This window comes from Streptomyces sp. NPDC051214 (assembly GCF_040682375.1).
GTDB lineage: Bacteria > Actinomycetota > Actinomycetes > Streptomycetales > Streptomycetaceae > Streptomyces.
The window spans coordinates 1-15,710 of the sequence record NZ_JBFBAT010000015.1; the positions used below are offsets into that span (position 1 = coordinate 1).

General features: G+C 66.1%; 22 protein-coding genes. 14 read left to right on the plus strand and 8 right to left on the minus strand.

The genetic code is table 11. The annotated features are described in order from the left end of the window. Positions 1 to 336 precede the first annotated feature (336 nt). From AB0M70_RS32885 to AB0M70_RS32895, 3 genes are read right to left on the minus strand one after another with little or no spacing between them, the layout of a single operon-like run. The gene (locus AB0M70_RS32885; protein ID WP_365825818.1) at positions 337 to 723 is read right to left on the minus strand and encodes a hypothetical protein; all 387 of its coding nucleotides are present in this window, start codon (positions 721 to 723) and stop codon (positions 337 to 339) included. Further along, positions 714 to 1,145 (minus strand): ATP-binding protein, encoded by a 432-nt coding sequence (locus AB0M70_RS32890; protein WP_365825820.1) that lies wholly within the window; start codon positions 1,143 to 1,145, stop codon positions 714 to 716. Before AB0M70_RS32890 ends, AB0M70_RS32885 begins: the two co-directional genes overlap by 10 nt. Positions 1,146 to 1,191: 46 nt before the next feature. Next, on the minus strand, positions 1,192 to 1,599 hold the full coding sequence (locus AB0M70_RS32895) for an NUDIX hydrolase (RefSeq protein WP_363210662.1): 408 nt from the start codon (positions 1,597 to 1,599) through the stop codon (positions 1,192 to 1,194). Between the two features lie 107 nt (positions 1,600 to 1,706). On the opposite strand from AB0M70_RS32895, the gene AB0M70_RS32900 reads away from it, so the two are divergent. From AB0M70_RS32900 to AB0M70_RS32945, 10 genes are all read left to right on the plus strand, one after another. Beyond that, positions 1,707 to 2,492 carry a GntR family transcriptional regulator gene (locus tag AB0M70_RS32900; protein WP_365825822.1) on the plus strand — a complete coding sequence of 262 codons (786 nt, stop codon included), beginning with the start codon at positions 1,707 to 1,709 and terminating at the stop codon, positions 2,490 to 2,492. A gap of 165 nt (positions 2,493 to 2,657) precedes the next feature. Further along, a complete protein-coding gene (locus AB0M70_RS32905; protein ID WP_365825824.1) occupies positions 2,658 to 3,014 on the plus strand; it encodes a hypothetical protein in 357 nt (118 codons plus the stop codon). Then, positions 3,014 to 4,390, plus strand: coding sequence for an FtsK/SpoIIIE domain-containing protein (locus AB0M70_RS32910; protein WP_365825826.1), 1,377 nt, complete (start codon positions 3,014 to 3,016; stop codon positions 4,388 to 4,390). Before AB0M70_RS32905 ends, AB0M70_RS32910 begins: the two co-directional genes overlap by 1 nt. An 85-nt stretch (positions 4,391 to 4,475) precedes the next feature. Then, positions 4,476 to 5,126 carry a DUF2637 domain-containing protein gene (locus AB0M70_RS32915; RefSeq protein ID WP_365825828.1) on the plus strand — a complete coding sequence of 217 codons (651 nt, stop codon included), beginning with the start codon at positions 4,476 to 4,478 and terminating at the stop codon, positions 5,124 to 5,126. A gap of 30 nt (positions 5,127 to 5,156) precedes the next feature. Beyond that, positions 5,157 to 5,348, plus strand: coding sequence for a mobile element transfer protein (locus AB0M70_RS32920; RefSeq protein WP_365825830.1), 192 nt, complete (start codon positions 5,157 to 5,159; stop codon positions 5,346 to 5,348). 14 nt (positions 5,349 to 5,362) lie between these two features. Beyond that, positions 5,363 to 5,557 (plus strand): hypothetical protein, encoded by a 195-nt coding sequence (locus AB0M70_RS32925; protein ID WP_361718513.1) that lies wholly within the window; start codon positions 5,363 to 5,365, stop codon positions 5,555 to 5,557. Positions 5,558 to 5,582: 25 nt separating this feature from the next. After that, a complete protein-coding gene (locus AB0M70_RS32930) occupies positions 5,583 to 5,831 on the plus strand; it encodes a SpdD protein (protein ID WP_365826203.1) in 249 nt (82 codons plus the stop codon). 162 nt (positions 5,832 to 5,993) lie between these two features. After that, positions 5,994 to 7,313 carry a replication initiator gene (locus AB0M70_RS32935; protein ID WP_365825833.1) on the plus strand — a complete coding sequence of 440 codons (1,320 nt, stop codon included), beginning with the start codon at positions 5,994 to 5,996 and terminating at the stop codon, positions 7,311 to 7,313. Then, positions 7,306 to 7,488, plus strand: coding sequence for a helix-turn-helix domain-containing protein (locus AB0M70_RS32940; RefSeq protein WP_365825835.1), 183 nt, complete (start codon positions 7,306 to 7,308; stop codon positions 7,486 to 7,488). The genes AB0M70_RS32935 and AB0M70_RS32940 overlap by 8 nt, the downstream gene beginning before the upstream one ends. Continuing rightward, on the plus strand, positions 7,488 to 8,654 hold the full coding sequence (locus AB0M70_RS32945; protein WP_365825837.1) for a site-specific integrase: 1,167 nt from the start codon (positions 7,488 to 7,490) through the stop codon (positions 8,652 to 8,654). The genes AB0M70_RS32940 and AB0M70_RS32945 overlap by 1 nt, the downstream gene beginning before the upstream one ends. 281 nt (positions 8,655 to 8,935) lie before the next feature. On the opposite strand, the gene AB0M70_RS32950 is transcribed toward AB0M70_RS32945, so the two are convergent. The 3 genes from AB0M70_RS32950 to AB0M70_RS32960 all read right to left on the minus strand — a co-directional run bounded on the left by AB0M70_RS32950 (position 8,936) and on the right by AB0M70_RS32960 (position 10,756). Beyond that, positions 8,936 to 9,493 (minus strand): hypothetical protein, encoded by a 558-nt coding sequence (locus AB0M70_RS32950; RefSeq protein ID WP_365825839.1) that lies wholly within the window; start codon positions 9,491 to 9,493, stop codon positions 8,936 to 8,938. A 278-nt stretch (positions 9,494 to 9,771) separates the two neighbouring features. Continuing rightward, positions 9,772 to 10,248 (minus strand): hypothetical protein, encoded by a 477-nt coding sequence (locus AB0M70_RS32955; protein ID WP_365825841.1) that lies wholly within the window; start codon positions 10,246 to 10,248, stop codon positions 9,772 to 9,774. Next, a complete protein-coding gene (locus tag AB0M70_RS32960; protein WP_365825843.1) occupies positions 10,202 to 10,756 on the minus strand; it encodes a DUF6233 domain-containing protein in 555 nt (184 codons plus the stop codon). The genes AB0M70_RS32955 and AB0M70_RS32960 overlap by 47 nt, the downstream gene beginning before the upstream one ends. Before the next feature lie 331 nt (positions 10,757 to 11,087). On the opposite strand from AB0M70_RS32960, the gene AB0M70_RS32965 reads away from it, so the two are divergent. Continuing rightward, positions 11,088 to 11,372, plus strand: coding sequence for a hypothetical protein (locus tag AB0M70_RS32965; RefSeq protein ID WP_365825845.1), 285 nt, complete (start codon positions 11,088 to 11,090; stop codon positions 11,370 to 11,372). A gap of 121 nt (positions 11,373 to 11,493) precedes the next feature. Here the strand turns inward: AB0M70_RS32965 and AB0M70_RS32970 are convergent, their stop codons facing one another. Beyond that, positions 11,494 to 12,273 carry a hypothetical protein gene (locus AB0M70_RS32970; RefSeq protein ID WP_365825847.1) on the minus strand — a complete coding sequence of 260 codons (780 nt, stop codon included), beginning with the start codon at positions 12,271 to 12,273 and terminating at the stop codon, positions 11,494 to 11,496. A gap of 544 nt (positions 12,274 to 12,817) precedes the next feature. Between AB0M70_RS32970 and AB0M70_RS32975 the strand changes: the two genes are divergently transcribed. Both AB0M70_RS32975 and AB0M70_RS32980 read left to right on the plus strand, forming a co-directional pair. After that, a complete protein-coding gene (locus AB0M70_RS32975; RefSeq protein WP_365825849.1) occupies positions 12,818 to 13,309 on the plus strand; it encodes a hypothetical protein in 492 nt (163 codons plus the stop codon). A gap of 11 nt (positions 13,310 to 13,320) precedes the next feature. Further along, positions 13,321 to 13,650 carry a hypothetical protein gene (locus AB0M70_RS32980; protein ID WP_365825851.1) on the plus strand — a complete coding sequence of 110 codons (330 nt, stop codon included), beginning with the start codon at positions 13,321 to 13,323 and terminating at the stop codon, positions 13,648 to 13,650. Between the two features lie 212 nt (positions 13,651 to 13,862). Here AB0M70_RS32980 and AB0M70_RS32985 read toward each other — a convergent pair whose 3' ends face one another. After that, complete coding sequence (locus AB0M70_RS32985) at positions 13,863 to 14,312, minus strand: DoxX family protein (RefSeq protein ID WP_365825853.1); 450 nt, start codon at positions 14,310 to 14,312, stop codon at positions 13,863 to 13,865. A gap of 144 nt (positions 14,313 to 14,456) precedes the next feature. Here AB0M70_RS32985 and AB0M70_RS32990 point away from each other — a divergent pair, with 144 nt between their 5' ends. After that, positions 14,457 to 15,710 carry an amidohydrolase family protein gene (locus AB0M70_RS32990; protein WP_365825855.1) on the plus strand — a complete coding sequence of 418 codons (1,254 nt, stop codon included), beginning with the start codon at positions 14,457 to 14,459 and terminating at the stop codon, positions 15,708 to 15,710.

Consider the following 15,710-nt stretch of genomic DNA (forward strand, 5'->3'; position numbering starts at 1 on the left):
ACGATCACTATCTGCCGCAGAGACGAGACTCCCCGCGTCACACCCCAACCACCAGCCAAATAGCGACGCGACATTAGTCTGTGGACCTGCCCGTTAAAGCACGACGTTGGGGCCATGATCTTCGAGGCTCGCCCCAAAGTGGCTGCCTAAAGCCGTGGAGCCGACCGCCCCAGCCACGACGTACCCATTCTCTGAGTTCAGTTGGCCGCCAGCTCTTGTCCCGCGGCCCGGTGGACCGGGCCGGAGCGGGGCGGAGACAGGAGCGGCGGCCCGGGGAGCCGGGCCGCGCGCGGGGAGCGGAGCGAGCCGCCTTGAACCAGTAGAGAAAGTTGTAACTCAGTCCGACTGGTGGGGCTTGAAGTCGTGTGCGCAAGCTGGGAGTTCGGCTGCCTGGCGGTGGGCGAGTGGTAGGAAGACGACTGGTCGTATCGTCCAGGTGATTCGGGTGTCGGCGTGCGTCACGGAGACTCTGCACGGCTCCATGCGTAAGAGGGCTCTGCGGGTCTGGACGCGTCCCGCGTATAGCCATCCCCAAGCCTCGTCCGAAGCGTCGGTGTCCAGTGCCGGTGAGATGGTGCGGAGTGCGATCGCTACCCACCTGTCGGCCTGCGGTGCCGAGTAGGCGTCGAACGATCCTCGTAGCTGCGGCCCGGCCTGGTGGCCCGTGGTGGTCTCCGTCCAGCACTCGCACCAGTAGCCCCGCCGGGGCTTGTTCATCCGCATGGGTGGCCTCCTCGGCCGGCATCGGTGAAGAGCTCCGCGGTGATCGTGTGGCCCTTGTCGCTGTCACGGACGACGACCCTGTGGGCGATTGCGCTGACCATGCCCAGACCTCTGCCGTGTTCCGCATCCGCGTCCTGGTGCTCGACCTTCGGCGCGGTTCTCGTGCCCCCGTCGTCCGTGACCGACAGGGCGACCATCTGCGGCGATACCTCGACGGCAAGGGAGAAGCTGCCCGACTGGTGACCGCTGGCCGTATGCAGGATCGCGTTCGCGCTCAGCTCGCTCACGATCAGTTCGGCGTCCTCCGCCAGGGGCGAGTCACGAAGGATGTCGCGCGTCCAGCGTCGAGCCCGGCTGACCTCTTCAGGGAAACCTGGGCAAGTGAGGCCCCAGACTCGGATAGTGCTCGTATACTCGTGCATACAAGTTCCTTCGTGCTGGTAGGCCGCCATGTGCAGCGGGTTCGAGCTAGACGAGTTTGACGCCGTCGTGGGCGCGGATGGCCGGCGGGGACGTGGCATCGAGTGCGTCCAGGACGCGGATCGCGTATGCCTCGTCGGCGAGTTCGTTGACTTCTTCGCGGGTGGCCCAGCGCAGAGCTCGGGTCTCGTCGCCGGTAGTGGGCGTGCCGTCGGCGGCCTCGCAGCGGAAGACCATGGAGACGATCAAGCCCGTCATGTTCTTGTAGATGCCGGTGAGGGTCGCGGGAAGCGCGATCTTGATGCCGGTCTCTTCGAGAACTTCGCGTTGCAGGGCCTCGGGGATGGTTTCCTCGCGTTCGAGGATGCCGCCCGGGGGTTCCCAATGGCCGTTGTCGCGGCGCTTGATCAGGAGGGCTCGGCCCTGGTCGTCGACAATGACTCCGGCAACGCTCACGGAGTGCGGACGGTCAGTGCTCAAGGTCCTCGATCCTCCCGAATGGCTAGGCTCTCCACCGTAGCAACAACACTCGCCCACTCGTCTAGATACCTAAAGGAGTACACGTGACGTCACTCCCGAGCCTGCTCGGCGACATCGACCCCACGAGCGATCGTGCGGTCTTTCGACAGATCGCTGACCAGCTGCGCGAGGCCATCGACCGTGGGCGATTCAAGGAGGGCGAAAAGCTGCCCTCGGAGGCCGACCTCGTTGAGCATTACGGGGTTTCCCGGATGACCGTTCGGAACTCCTTCTCGATTCTCCAGGGCGAGGGTCTGGTCCATGCCGAGCATGGCAAGGGTGTCTTCGTCCGGCCACGGCCGCCCGTCCGACGCTTGGCATCCGACCGCTTCGCACGACGTCACCGTGAGCAGGGCAAGTCTGCCTTCATCGTCGAAGCTGATGCCGCGGGCAGTCATCCGCAGGTCGACAGCCTGGAGGTCAAGGAGGAGAAGGCCAGTCAGGACATCGCCACCCGCCTTGGCTCCGTGCGGCGCGTGCTTGCTCGTCGGCGTCGGTACCTGCTCGATGGTCGGCCGGTCGAGTTCGCTACCTCTTTCCTGCCGCTCGACATCGCGCGCGGCACTCAGATCGCCGAGCCCAACCCCGGCCCCGGCGGCATCTACGCCCGCCTCGAAGAGCTGGGGCACCACCTCGACCACTTCGAGGAGGAGATCAGGGCCCGGATGCCCTCGCCCTCCGAGGTGCGGACCCTGCGACTGGCCTCCGGTGTGCCGGTCATCAGCCTGATCCGTACCGCGTACGACACCGAGGGGCGAGCCGTCGAAGTCTGCGACACCGTCATGGCGGCAGACGCGTACGTCCTGTCGTACCAACTCCCGGCCACGTAAGGGCCTTGGCGGCCGTGGCGCACGGTGGTCCGTTCCTCGAACTCGTACACGCCAACAGGCATACTCGTATAGACGAGTGGGCAAGTTGTGTGGCAACGTGGTCGCCGTTCCCGAAGATCGGGTTCGAAGGCTGCATCTTGTATAGACGAGTAGATGGGAAGAATCTTGCGAACCATCCGTGTGGAGACCTCGGCCGCGACGATCCTGCTGACTGAGGCGCCCGTGCCCAAGGTCCGGGACCGGCAGACGGGCGAGATCGCGAAGGACGTCAACAGCGGGGAAGCCCTGATGACGATCGGCGTCGTCTACATCGAGGAGGGGGAGTCGTCGCTGATCAAGGTGACCATCCCTGAGAGTGGAGTATCCGAAGAGCTGGCGCTCGGCGCTCCGGTCTCGCTTCCTGGGCTCGTTGCCCGGCCCTGGGAAAGCGTCTTCAACGGCCAGCAGCGGCACGGCATCGCCTACCGCTGCGCCGCCGTTACTCCGGCCGCCTTCCCGGCAGCCGTGGGGGCGTCGGCCTGATGACCGACCTGACGACGCTTCTGGAGGTGGGTGGTCCTGTCGCCGCACTCGGCGGCGGGGCTGCCTACACCCGGGCCAAGCACCCGGGGGCCTACTGGTCTGCGGTCGGCCTGCCAATATCCACGGCCCGACTGCTCAGCTCGTACGGCTCGGTCATGGAGGCCTGCGGCCTGACGGTGACGCCGTCCCGGCTGCGGGTCCTGGCGGTCAAAGCCACCACCCGTGGAGAGGTCCGGCCCGTACCGCCTCGTCGCGGGATCATCCGCCCGACCACGACCGGGTTACGGCTTCGTCTGAGGCTCGCGCCCGGTCAGGAACCCGCTGACGTGGCCGCCTCGGCCGAACGCCTGCGGCACGCCTGGGGAGTTCACGCCGTCTACGTCACCACGGTCAAGCCTGGCGTGGTCGACCTGCGACTCGTCGGCTACGACGTGCTGCGCAAGGTCCGCATGCCGCGCAAAACGGAGGGCGGGTTCCTGCAAGTACCCGTAGCGCTGCGGGAAGACGCGACGCCCTTCGTACGGGACTACCGGGCCGTGCCGCACGGCCTCTCCCTCGGCGCCACCCTGTCGGGCAAGTCCATGTACCTGCGCCACCTCGTCACCGGACTCGCGCCGCAGTCCGTCGCTCTGGTCGGCATCGACTGCAAGCGCGGTGTGGAGCTGGCGCCCTTCGCCCCACGACTGTCGGCGCTCGCCACCGATCCCGAGCAGGCCGCCGAACTGCTGCCCGCGCTCATCAAGGAGATGGAGGATCGATACGACCTGATCAAGGCCCGGCAGGGAATCGCCCCGGGCACTCCGGACGAGGAGATCACCTCCGACATCTGGGGGCTCCCCGAGCAGCAACGGCCCGTGCCCGTGGTGCTGTTCGTCGACGAGGTGGCGGAACTCTTCCTCGTCGCCACGAAGAAGGAGGAAGAGCGACGGGACGAGATGGTCACCCAGCTCATCCGGCTCGCTCAACTCGGCCGCGCGGCCGGTATCTACCTGGAGGTATGCGGGCAGCGATTCGGCGCCGAACTCGGCAAGGGCGCCACGATGCTCCGAGCCCAGTTGACTGGCCGCGTCTGCCACCGCGTGAACGACGAAGCCTCCGCCAAAATGGCGCTCGGCGACATCGCCCCCGAAGCGGTCTCCGCCGCCTGTGCCATCCCTGCCGAACGGCCCGGTCTCGCCGTCGCCGGTGACACCTCGGGCGGCTGGTCCCGCATCCGTACCCCGTACCTCTCCCTGGCCGACGCCGCCGAGACCTGCCGCGCGTCGGCCCACATGGTCCCCGACCTGCCCGCGCTGAAGCCCTTCCGGCCCTCCGTGCCCGCACAGCCCGTCGAGTCCCCGGCCCCGGCCGTGAAGCCGCGACCGGTCACCGGCTGACCCGCACCTTCCCACCCCGGTCGGCGTGACCGTCTCGCGCCACGTCCCTACCCCTGCCATGCCTGAATCCGGAAGGAGCCGCAGCATGCGCGCCCAACTGGCCCGTATCGACGCGGTACTCGTCCAGGCCGTCATCGCCGCCGCCCTGTCCTTCGCCCACCTGCACGACGTCGCCTCGGCGGCCGGACAGGACGGGTGGAAAGCGTGGGCCTACCCGATCTCGGTCGACCTGCTGCTTGTCGCCGCCTGGCGTCGACTGCGGGCCGGTGAGGCCAAAGCCGCGGGCTGGTGCTGGTTCGTCATCGCGCTCGCGGCCTCCCTGGGCGCGAATGTCGCCACCGCCGGTCTGCTCGACCTGAACCATGTGCCGGCCTGGCTCCGCATCCTCGTCGCGGGCTGGCCTGCTGTCGCCTTCCTCGGCGGAACGCTCCTGGCTCACTCGGCGCCGCCCCGGCACGAGACGACCAAGGAGGACGGCCGAGAGCCCGAGCACATCGACGACCAGGAGGACGCGCCCGATCCCGTGCCGGAGCTCCCGACGCCGCCCGTCCCGGAAGCCGCGCACACCCCGACCCCTCCAACCTCCGTATCCGTCCCGGCCGCCCTGGTCGAGCACGCCCGCAAAGTCGCCACCGAGCACCACACCCGTACCGGCACGTCCATCGACACCACGACCCTGCGCGCCCGCCTCGGCGTCCCGATGCCCATGGCCGACGCCATCGCCGCTCAGCTCTGAAAGCTCGGAACGTTCTGAAGGGAGATCCACATGAGCGCCAACCACCGCTTCCGCTCCGTCACCCGTATCGGTCCCGTCCAGGTCGGCACGGCGTACGACAGCCGTGGCCGCGAGAAACACACCGCCGCCTGCACGGCCCCGCGCTGCGGCTTCTCCGCCGACTACGACAGTCGCGCCGCCGCCGAACTGGCCGCCCGTACCCACCGCTGCCCCGTCCGCTGAAAGGACCCGCCTCCGTGACCGTCAGCCTGCCGCTCGTGTTCGTCCTCGGCTGCTTCGCCTGGGGAGCGGTCAAGTTCCTCGGCGTCCGCACGTGGATCGTCGTGGTGATCGCACTGTTCGGCTTCTGGCTCTCGCACACCTTCATGGCCCCGGCCATCGAATCCGGTACGCGCTCCGGCGTGGGCGTCGTAAACGGCTCACATGACTAGACGAGTAGGTAAGGAGAACTTCGCCGTGTTCCTGCCCAAGTACCCCGACAGCCCGACACCGGCGCCCGCGCACACCCACACCGTGGCCGACCCGGCCGCCCCCGTGCAGCGCCCGGCGCCTCAGATCTCCGTCACTACCGGAGCGGTCGCGGCCGTCCTCGTCGGCGGCGTCGTGCTGACCGCGCTCCTGGCCGCCGTCGCCGTCACGGCCATCTCGGTCGCGGTATGCGCCGTGGTCATCCGCTCGATGCTCCGCGACCAGCGCCGCCGCTAGACGCCAGCACTGAAAGACCCCCGGGGCGGCCTTGATACCGCCAAGCATCCGCCGCCCCGGGGGCCCTGCCCCTCCTAGCCGAAGCCAGAAGGAGAACCCATCATTACGCGCGCCACCCCGCCTCCGCTCCGCGAACTCGGTCAACTGGCCGCGTTCGGCACCATGCCCGCACTCCTGCGGCAACTCTCCGGACTCGGCGGCTGCACGCACCCAATCCGCCTCGACGGCCACCGCACCGAGCACACCGTCGACACCCGCACCGGCGAGATCGGCAACGTCCTCCACCACCTCGACTCGACCACCCTCCCGGCCGGTCACCTCCTGGTCCGCTGCAACAACCGCCGTACGACCCGCTGCGCGGCCTGCGCGGAGGTCTACCGCCGCGACACCTTCCACCTGATCACCTCCGGCCTGCGCGGCGGCAAGGGCGTCCCCGACCGCGTCGCAGCCCACCCCCGCGTCTTCGCCACCTTCACCGCCCCCGGCTTCGGCCCGGTCCACAACCGCCCAACCGGCCCGGCCCGAACGGCCCGCGCCTGCCGCTGCGGCACCCTCCACGACCAGGACGACGAAGCCCTTGGCACCCCACTGAACCCCGACACCTACGACTACGAAGCGGCCGTGCTCTGGAACGCACACGCCGGTGCGCTCTGGCGGCGCTTCTCCACCTACGTCCGCCGGGAAGTCGCCAAGCGCGCCGGACTCACACAGCGGGCCTTCCGCGAGTACGCCCGGGTATCCTTCGCCAAGGTCGCCGAGTACCAGAAGCGCGGTGCGGTCCACTTCCACGCGGTCATCCGTATCGACGGCCCGGACGGCGGTGACACCCCGCCTCCCGCCTGGGCGACCGCCGAGCTGCTGACCGACGCCATCCGAGCTGCCGCAACCGCCGCCCGCGTGGACGGCCCGGTCATCGACGGCCGCGCCCACGCCTTCACCTTCGGCCGCCAGCTCGACGTACGAACGATCCGCTCGGCCGACTTCGACGACGGCCAGGAGCTGACCGAACGGGCTGTCGCCGCGTACATCGCCAAGTACGCCACCAAGGGCGCCGAGACTGCCACGGGAGCTCTGGACCGACCGCTCAAGTTCCTCGCCGAACTCGCCCAGCTCGACATCAGCGACCACGCCCGCCGCATGATCCGCACCGCCTGGACCCTCGGCGCCCGCAAGGAACTTGAGGAACTCCGGCTCCGGGCCTGGGCCCACATGCTTGGCTTCCGCGGCCACTTCTCGACGAAGTCCCGCCGCTACTCGACCACTCTCGGCGCTCTCCGCACTGCCCGAGCCGAATGGCGCGCAGCCCAAGCCACAGCGGCCACCGCCGACCCGACCACCTACGGAAATCCGGAGGTGGGCGACACGACCCTCGTCCTCGCCCACTGGGTCTACGCCGGAACCGGCCTCACCGATGCCGAAGCCTGGCTTGCCGAAACCACCGAACCCGCCCTCGGAACAGAAGGAGAACCAACGCATGCGTGACGACGAGCTGTTGACCGTGGCCGATGTCATGGCTCGCCTAAAGGTGGGGCGGTCCACGGTCTACGACTTGATTCGCACTCGGCGTCTGGCTTCTGTCGCCATCGGACGGTGCCGACGTATCCCTGCCTCCGCCCTCGGGGAATTCATCGCCGGGCAAATGGAGCGTGCTGCCTGATGTCCATGCGCCGTAGCCGTGGTGACGGTGGCCTGCACTGGGATGAGAAGCGGCAGCGTTGGATTGCCACCGCGAACCTCGGCTTTGATCCGAGCGGCAAGAGGATCGTCAAGCGGGGGAGTGGCAGGACCAAGACTGAGGCGAAGAACAAGCTCAAGGAGGTGTTGCGCGATCACGAGGACGGGCTCGCCATCGCGCCCACCAATTACACGGTCGCGGATGCGGTGAATGACTGGCTCACCTACGGCCTGGCGGGCCGGGACGAGGGCACGGTCGAGACCGTCACGGGACTGAGCCGGACCCATGTGATCCCCAGTCTGGGAGCGCGGAAGCTTCGTGATCTCAGTGCGGAGGACGTTGACCGCTGGCTGGCGGTGAAGGCTCGCACGCTCAGTACGCGCACTCTCCAAGGCCTGCACTCCTGCCTCAACCGCTCAGTCAAGCGGGCCATGGCGCGGGACAAGGTGAAGCGCAACGTCGTCGAGCTGTGCGCGGTTCCGGCCGGCCGCCCGGGGCGCCCGTCCAAGGCGCTCACCTTGGTCCAGGCGGAGGCCGTGCTCAAGGCTGCCGAGGGGACCTCGATGTACGCGTACATCGTCGTCGCCCTGCTGACCGGGGCCCGTACCGAGGAGCTGCGCGCGCTCACCTGGGATCACGTGTTCCTCAAGGGCAGGCCGGACGCCAATCCGCCGCAGCCTCCCCACATCGCCGTGTGGCGGTCGGTCCGACGTGGCGGGGACACCAAGACGCGGAAGTCCCGGCGCACGCTCGCCCTGCCCGCGCGCTGCGTGGAGGTCCTGTGGGCCCAGTTCGAGGATCAAGGATGGGAGCGCCTCGCTGCCGGTGACGACTGGGAGGAGAACGGGCTCGTCTTCTCCTCGGCTGTCGGTAAGCCGCTGGATGCGACCAACGTCCGCCGCGCCTTTCGGGCGGCCTTCAAGGGTGCCGATGGGATCGACGCAGCCGAGTGGACACCCCGGGAGCTCCGGCACAGTTTCGTCTCGCTGCTCTCCGACAGCGGCGTGCCCCTGGAGGAGATCTCCCGGCTCGTCGGGCACTCCGGGACCGCTGTCACTGAGGAGGTCTACCGGAAGCAGATCCGGCCCGTGATCCAGACCGGCGCCGTGGTCATGGACGGCATCTTCAAGCGTGGGCACTCAGTCTGAAGCCATAGTCACTCAGATAGACACGCACACAGAAACAGGTCAGGAGCCCACTCTTAAGAGTGGGCTCCTGACCTGGTCTTTCAGCTGTCGGGGTGGCGGGATTTGAACCCACGACCTCTTCGTCCCGAAGAAGGTCCCGGGAAGTCCCTGACCTGGTCGACTTCGCTCCAGTGCAGGTCAGGTGTTGGTCTGCGTAGGCCTGCCAGGGTGGGATTGACACCGCCGTCCTTGATCCACTCCCCGATCACTCCCCGGGGAGTGATCGGATAGTGGATCAGCCATCAGAGGTGGAGCATCGTCATGACCTCGGGACTTCGCACGCCCGTTGAGACGGCAGGGACTTCTTCGCCGGGGCGGAGCCAGCCGGAGCGTTCTGCTGCTGCGACAGCCAGCCTCTCAGCGTCATCCGCTTGGGAGTTCAGCGCTTGGTTCACCCCGAGAGCGCTGGCTCCTGCTGCAGCGGATGCAGCCAGTGATGCTTTAAGCGCGGCCTTGCATGCAGCGAGCGACGGTTCGGAATCGCCGTCGACGAGCTGTCCCATCTGGGAGGCCTGCGCGGCGGAGGCAGCGGAGTTTCTGGCGCAGCGAGAGTCGGCGGCTGGATCGGGTGGTATCTCCGACAGCACTGCGAGCGCTTGCGCCGCTACACGCGCGGCGTGAGCTGCCTTCCAGACAGCGTTCTCGTCAGCAGCCTTGCCATCCGGCCGCTCTCTCGCGACCCGCTCGATGTAATGGCTGATGGCTGCCGCCCGAGCTGCGGCACTCTCAGCTCGGGCGGCGTGGCCTTGCCTGAGGATTGATGCCTCAGGGCCATGATTTTCCCGGTCGCGCTCGCTCATCGGCCTCTCCTCATCTGCCAGCACGATGGTGCACCGTACGCAGGCCGCCTGCCCCAAAGTGGTCCATAGTCCGTGTGAGACGGATGTGCCGGGCAGGGTGGCATGCCTCGGCGCAACAGACCAGACAAACGCGCGAGGCTTAGTGGTGCCACCGCTGACGTCCGTTGCCGTGGGGCGGTATGAAGGGAAGCGAGCGAAGAGCGGGCCGCATGCGGTGGACGCCGGCGGCCGAAGGCGAACTGGTCGGCTTCGAGAGCAGCGGGCTGTACGGACCGTGGCTACGGGTTCCGCGGCGAAGGCGGGAGCAACAGGTCCCGCTCCGGGTGCTGTTCCCCGGTCACACTGCCGCTCACGCCGAGGTCCTGGCGCGCCGCGTCGTGGAAGGCAGTGATGGCGCGGAATACTGCTCGGTTTCGGTCCCGCCACTCCTCAAGCGTGCCCGACACCTTGCCGTTGGCCTGCCAATCAATGCTGAGGGCAACAGCATTCAGTTGGTGGGCGGCCTCAATGACCTCATCCCCTGCCAGCAGCAGGATGCGTTCGAAGGCCCGTCCTCGAAGGTGGCTGGCCTCCAACACCTCGGCGCGGACGTCTCTCTCGCTCTGCTGACTCTCGCGGAGTCCCTCTCTGAGCTCGTAGAGATGAACAGCGAGAAAGACGGAGGTGCGGACTGTATCGATGTATCCCTCGTACGCGTCCAACTTCCTGTCATCCCAGCGGACCAGGAGCTCGTGCTTCTGGCGGCTGCGGTTCATGAGGTAGTTGGTCAGGTGCGTCGTCAACGCGCCCAGCAATACCGCTGCGACTGTTACGAGCTGCTCGCCCGTTCCCACCGTTCCCCCAGGTCAACACGACTCCTAAAGACGACTGGACGATGTTACGAGTGCAGCGGAGGAAGGGGAAGCCGATGGCTGGAACACGGGGGGTCACCGCTCGTGAAGGTCGACTTAAGCCATCGGAACGGTTGGGTGACACAGTGACGGGTGTGACACCCCGTGTTGCAGCGCTCTTGATGTGGTTCGTTGGGTTCGTGATTGGTCCCTCATAGAGCGAGCAGCAAATAGGCTCCAGATGGCTCGTGGCGAAACGGTGGTCAGGCTGGCGACGTGCCCGATACGGCTTTGTCAGCAAACCGAGCTCGCCGTCCGGTCGACAGCGCGGGAAGGCATCGACCCGTTCGTACAGGGCTTGCCGTGCCTGCTTTTGCGTGACGCCGCGCGACCTCTTGCCTGGCATGTGGCACCCGCCGATGCGGACGGCCATTGGAGCGCGTGCGTTTGGGCTCTGCTCAACCAGCCAGTCCGGGGACGGTGGACGGGCCTGCTCGCCGCGGGTCCTCCCAGTGTCGCGCCTTTGCACACGTTGATCCACGCGTTCAGAAAGCGCAGCGCGGCTAGTACTCGACGTACGGGAAGCCGGGGCTGTCGGTGACCATGTCGGTGGACGAGGCGCGCGATGTGGCAGAGAAGCTGCGGATCACTGTAGGCGAGTTGCTGCAATGGGCGTTCTCCACGTCGCCCGCCGCGTCGAAGTAGCAGATACACCCCGTGCGGTGTGGGTGGCGAATCGCTGCGCATGAGAGCACCTTGGAAGCATGCCCAGTTCCACGTACTACGACGACGCCACACTGATAGTGGGCGAGCAGCAGGTCGATGTAACCGCAGACCTGGAAGCTATCGGCCCTGCCCGCGCCCGCGAGTGGAGCGGCACGCTCCACGACGTGCCGACTCCACTGATTCACCAGATGGAGAGTGGCCCTGTCCGGTTGCGCCTACCGAACGGTGAGGAGCGCCGTATCTGGCCAGAGGAGAACACTTACCGTCATGAGGAAGAGACTGCCTCTGTGCCTATCTCCGGCGATGGGAGGCCTCCGTTCTAGGGGCCGAACCCAGGCCGCTCAGACTTCGGTGGCGCGCGTTCAACCTTGCCTGTTACGGGACAGTGCGTGACTGAGCGAGTGTCGGCACCCCGGGGTGTCCCGTGCCCCATCGACACAACGCTCACCCGCAGTCGAGGGCGCCGTGCTGCATCTCGTGTATGGCGGTGATCAGGGAGCGTTCGCGGACGAAGTCGGCGTGGACATTCACAGCTGCCGGCGACAGATGCTCAACGGCCTCGTCGATTGCCGCCAGCGCTTGTCCGTACTGCCCCAGACCACGGAGAGCCGTCGCTTCGCGGAACAACGCGATCGGATCGACGCGGTCGGCGAACGCTTTCCTGCCCAAGATGTGCAGCATGGCTTCTTCGCGGCCAGAGAGGCCGTGCGCGAGCCACAGTCCGTGCAATAGGACGTGCAACGTCTTGGCATGATCGTCGGCTTGTGCGAGCACCTCCTCCATGAGCAGGTATCCGCTGCTGTGGGACTGAGCCAGAGGCGCGAAGGCCCGTAACGCCTGCGTGTAGCAGTCGAGTTCGAGACTCCCCGAAGAGGTGAGCGTGCCGAAGAGAACTTCAATGCTGCGACACCGAAAGTCATAGCGCAGACCATTGAGGTAGAGGTGAAGTAGCGCACGGCCCGTAGTCGGGTCACTGTGACGGGCAATTTCGGGCGGGTCCAGGAACGACAGCGCGCTGCGTCCGATGGAGCGTGCCTGCCACGCGGCATCGGCACACACCTCGGCTGACTCTTGCCACGTCGCACTTACGCCGCCGAGCAGATCCGCGAGCAGCCGAGGCCAATTCTCGCCCCGCGCGGCTGAGGCTGCCGCGGCTTCGCGGAGGCGCTGCAGCAGTTCCTCACGCCCGGTCGGGGGCAAGGCCTGAGTCGTCGGGTTCTCCATCCTCGCCAATCTGGGGCCGCAACGATGGACTATGAGGGGGCACAGGCGAAAAAAACGAGCTGATCTCGTAGAGGCACCTGACGGTGACCCAAGGCCCATGCACGTGTATCAACATCAACGACGACGCAATAAGATCCGTCACGCCTCGAGGGCGCCGGCGCCCAGGCGCACCCTGGCACAAGTGAGGCATTCGCCGGACACGCAGCGCACGCTGACGATTGCCCGGCCGAGACAAGCGCGGTACTTGGCGACCGGTGCACGGTATGGCGCTTGGGCACCCCGTGCGCTCCGCCCCAGGGCGCGGCCTCGGCCGGTCGGCGCATGAGGCGAAACTTCCCCCGGGCAACTGTGATCTGCTTTCCACGCCTTGCGGCGCGCTGATCCCTAGGTCACGCAGGGAGCCCAGCCCGTCACTGCCCGGATGCGCTACGTGCAGTGCTCGTTCCAATGCGTAGCGTGACAGTGATCACGTCGAATATCACTTGTTCTCCCACGCTTATGCGACGGAGGATGATCATCGACTGACCAACCAAGGGGGAAGTACGTGAGTCTGGACCGTAAGATAACCGTGCCATTCGTGGTCGCAATGGGAGCACTGACCATCTCGCTTTGCGTGCCAGCGGCGAACGCACAGGTTCGGGATACTGGTCGCACGGTGCAATCCGTTGAGACCAGGGCCGACAAGTGTAAGAACCAAAACAGCAAGAAGATTGCCTACACGTTCAACCGTGGGCCTGCGAGGATACCCTTGCGCTGCGGCACCGTGAACTGGGGCCATAAGCACCTGGTCGAGCGTGGCAGGTGGAGCACCTCCTTCAAGAATAAGATCAATGAGACTCTCTGGAAGGGTTACGAGAAGAGCCCTGGCGTCATCTTCCGCTATAAGCCGGGTACTGGGTGCTCGCCGAATCCCAGGAAGAACTTCAAGGTCGTGTACAACAAGGGGCCGCTCGGCGGTAGGCCCGGCGGGGTGACACCTCAGGGAGTCATCACGGCTAGCGTTGAATACACGCCGCGAAGTGCAAACGCTTGCTAGAAGGATGATTCATGGCCACTGCGGAACAGGTGCAGGAAAAACTCGGAGAAAAGCTCCTTGGAGTTCAGAGGCAGGGGCCAGGAGTCCCTATCGAGGTCCTGCGGTTTCAGGTAGATGAAGTTTCGCCTGCCCTGCTGATCGAGCTTGATGTTCGGGTTTCAGGTGAGGTTTGGCGCGTTTCTCTGCACTATAAAGGTGAAGAGGCAAGCTTCGTCAGTGGCGACCTGTTCGACGAGACGCTTGATTATCTCGCCTTGCTCCTGCGAACCCACCTTTTTGAATGGTGGCACACGAAGGACACTGAAAAGATCGCCAAGCGTATGGGCGTGAGGCTGGAATAACCGCCGTCGCGGCAACGCCGGCTCCGCACGCATTCCGTAGCATGCTGTGACGTTCGATCCTCGGACCTGCATGATCAAGGGCTCACGGCAAGGGTCGGGCAGCCGCCATGAGCGGCTGTCCGACCCTTGCCGGTTGAGGGGGTCGCGGTGGGTGCATTGAGGGCGAAGAGGTGATCGTCTGCTGCCTCGACCGAAGCCGAGCCGCGGTGCATCTAGAGGAACAGCTCGAATACGTAATCGAGCGACCAGACTTGCCAGCTCATACCGAAGAGGGCAGCGCCCGAAATCAGGGCCATCATCAGATTCTGCCCCTGCTCGGCCCAGTCGTGGATCATCAACGCGAAGTAGATCAGGTTGAGTACGAGGCCGCCGACGAGCGCGATCGGCGTGAAGAAGCCGAAGATGAGGCCGAGCCCAAGGGCCAGTTCCGCGTAGGCAACGATGTAGGCCATCAGCTTCGGTCGAGGTCTCACCGTCACGTCGAAGCCGGACCGTACGAACTGCCAGCGGTGCTTCTCGGCGATGCCCACCGCCCAGCCGATGCCCCCTCCGGTGAACCAGGTCTTCTTGTCCTTGTGGCGCCAGCTCTCCAGCCACCACAGGCCCAGACCGATCCTCAGCACGGCGAACCACTCGGCACCGCTGAGCCAAATCGTCTGCATCGAGCGCCCTCCCTCCACCTGACCTGACGGAGCGTCAGTTCAGCGGATCTTGCACGATCGCGCAAGGGGTCGAGTTTCAAGCGGACTGTTGCCGTCACCGGTGTGAGCCCATAACCTCAATCTGATGGCCCGTCAGATGCGTGTATGGGAAACCGGCAGGTAGTAGGGGGCATAGCAGTGGAGAACAACGAGGTCGGGGCCAAAGAGCTCCCCCGCGTCATCAGCGTGGATGACCACGTGATCGAACCCGCGCACCTCTTCGAGAAGTGGCTCCCGAGCAAGTACCGCGACCGGGGCCCGAAGCCCTTTACCGCAGGTATCGGCGAGCTTGAGTACATCGGCGGCAAGTACAAGTTCACGACGGACCCAGAAGGGCAGGTCACCGACTGGTGGGAGTACGAGGGAGAGATCTTCCCGTACAAGCGGATCATCGCTGCTGTGGGCTTCTCGCGGGATGAAATGACGCTCGACGGCATCACGCGTGAGCAGATGCGTCGTGGCTGCTGGGATCCGAAGGCCCGCCTGGAGGACATGGACATCAATCATGTTGAGGCCTCCCTCTGCTTCCCGACGTTCCCGCGCTTCTGCGGGCAGACGTTCTCTGAGGCCAAGGACAAGGAGGTCGGGCTCGCCTGCGTCCGGGCGTACAACGACTGGATGGTCGAGGAGTGGTGCGGTGACAGCCGCGGAAGGCTGATCCCGCTGTGCCTCATCCCGCTCTGGGATGTAGACCTCGCTGTCGCCGAGATCAAGCGCAATGCCGCCCGGGGCGTGCGAGCTGTGACCTTCAGCGAGATCCCGACGCACCTCGGGCTGCCGTCGATCCACTCCGGCTACTGGGACCCGTTCTTCGCGGCGTGCGAGGAGACCGGCACGGTCGTGAACATGCACATCGGTTCGTCGTCGCAGATGCCGGCGGCGTCACCTGACGCACCCCCGGCCGTTCAGGCGTCCCTGAGCTTCAACAACGCGATGGCATCGATGATGGACTTCCTCTTCTCCGGTGTCCTGGTGAAGTTCCCACGCCTCAAGCTTGCTTACAGCGAGGGCCAGATGGGGTGGATCCCGTACGCCCTGGAGCGCGCCGACGATGTTTGGGAGGAGCACCGGGCCTGGGGTGGGGTCAAGGATCTGATCCCGGAGCCCCCGTCGTCGTACTACTACCGGCAGATCTACTGCTGCTTCTTCCGGGACAAGCACGGTATCGCCTCGATCGAGGCCGTGGGCGTCAACAACGCCACCTTCGAGACCGACTATCCGCACGTCGACTCGACGTGGCCGCACACGAAGGCAGTGGCTGAGGATCACGTCGGCCACCTCCCTGAGGACGTGGCGTACAAGCTGCTCCGCGGGAATGCGATTCGGATGCTGGACCTGCCGTTTGACCGGGACCTCTAG

Coding starts and splice junctions, on each gene's coding strand:
- AB0M70_RS32885 (WP_365825818.1), bottom strand. CDS start 723: ATGCGGATGAACAAGCCCCGGCGGGGCTACTGGTGCGAGTGCTGGACG.
- AB0M70_RS32890 (WP_365825820.1), bottom strand. CDS start 1,145: ATGCACGAGTATACGAGCACTATCCGAGTCTGGGGCCTCACTTGCCCA.
- AB0M70_RS32910 (WP_365825826.1), top strand. CDS start 3,014: ATGACCGACCTGACGACGCTTCTGGAGGTGGGTGGTCCTGTCGCCGCA.
- AB0M70_RS32915 (WP_365825828.1), top strand. CDS start 4,476: ATGCGCGCCCAACTGGCCCGTATCGACGCGGTACTCGTCCAGGCCGTC.
- AB0M70_RS32920 (WP_365825830.1), top strand. CDS start 5,157: ATGAGCGCCAACCACCGCTTCCGCTCCGTCACCCGTATCGGTCCCGTC.
- AB0M70_RS32935 (WP_365825833.1), top strand. CDS start 5,994: ATGCCCGCACTCCTGCGGCAACTCTCCGGACTCGGCGGCTGCACGCAC.
- AB0M70_RS32940 (WP_365825835.1), top strand. CDS start 7,306: ATGCGTGACGACGAGCTGTTGACCGTGGCCGATGTCATGGCTCGCCTA.
- AB0M70_RS32945 (WP_365825837.1), top strand. CDS start 7,488: ATGTCCATGCGCCGTAGCCGTGGTGACGGTGGCCTGCACTGGGATGAG.
- AB0M70_RS32950 (WP_365825839.1), bottom strand. CDS start 9,493: ATGAGCGAGCGCGACCGGGAAAATCATGGCCCTGAGGCATCAATCCTC.
- AB0M70_RS32955 (WP_365825841.1), bottom strand. CDS start 10,248: ATGAACCGCAGCCGCCAGAAGCACGAGCTCCTGGTCCGCTGGGATGAC.
- AB0M70_RS32960 (WP_365825843.1), bottom strand. CDS start 10,756: ATGGCCGTCCGCATCGGCGGGTGCCACATGCCAGGCAAGAGGTCGCGC.
- AB0M70_RS32965 (WP_365825845.1), top strand. CDS start 11,088: ATGCCCAGTTCCACGTACTACGACGACGCCACACTGATAGTGGGCGAG.
- AB0M70_RS32970 (WP_365825847.1), bottom strand. CDS start 12,273: ATGGAGAACCCGACGACTCAGGCCTTGCCCCCGACCGGGCGTGAGGAA.
- AB0M70_RS32980 (WP_365825851.1), top strand. CDS start 13,321: ATGGCCACTGCGGAACAGGTGCAGGAAAAACTCGGAGAAAAGCTCCTT.
- AB0M70_RS32985 (WP_365825853.1), bottom strand. CDS start 14,312: ATGCAGACGATTTGGCTCAGCGGTGCCGAGTGGTTCGCCGTGCTGAGG.
- AB0M70_RS32990 (WP_365825855.1), top strand. CDS start 14,457: ATGGGAAACCGGCAGGTAGTAGGGGGCATAGCAGTGGAGAACAACGAG.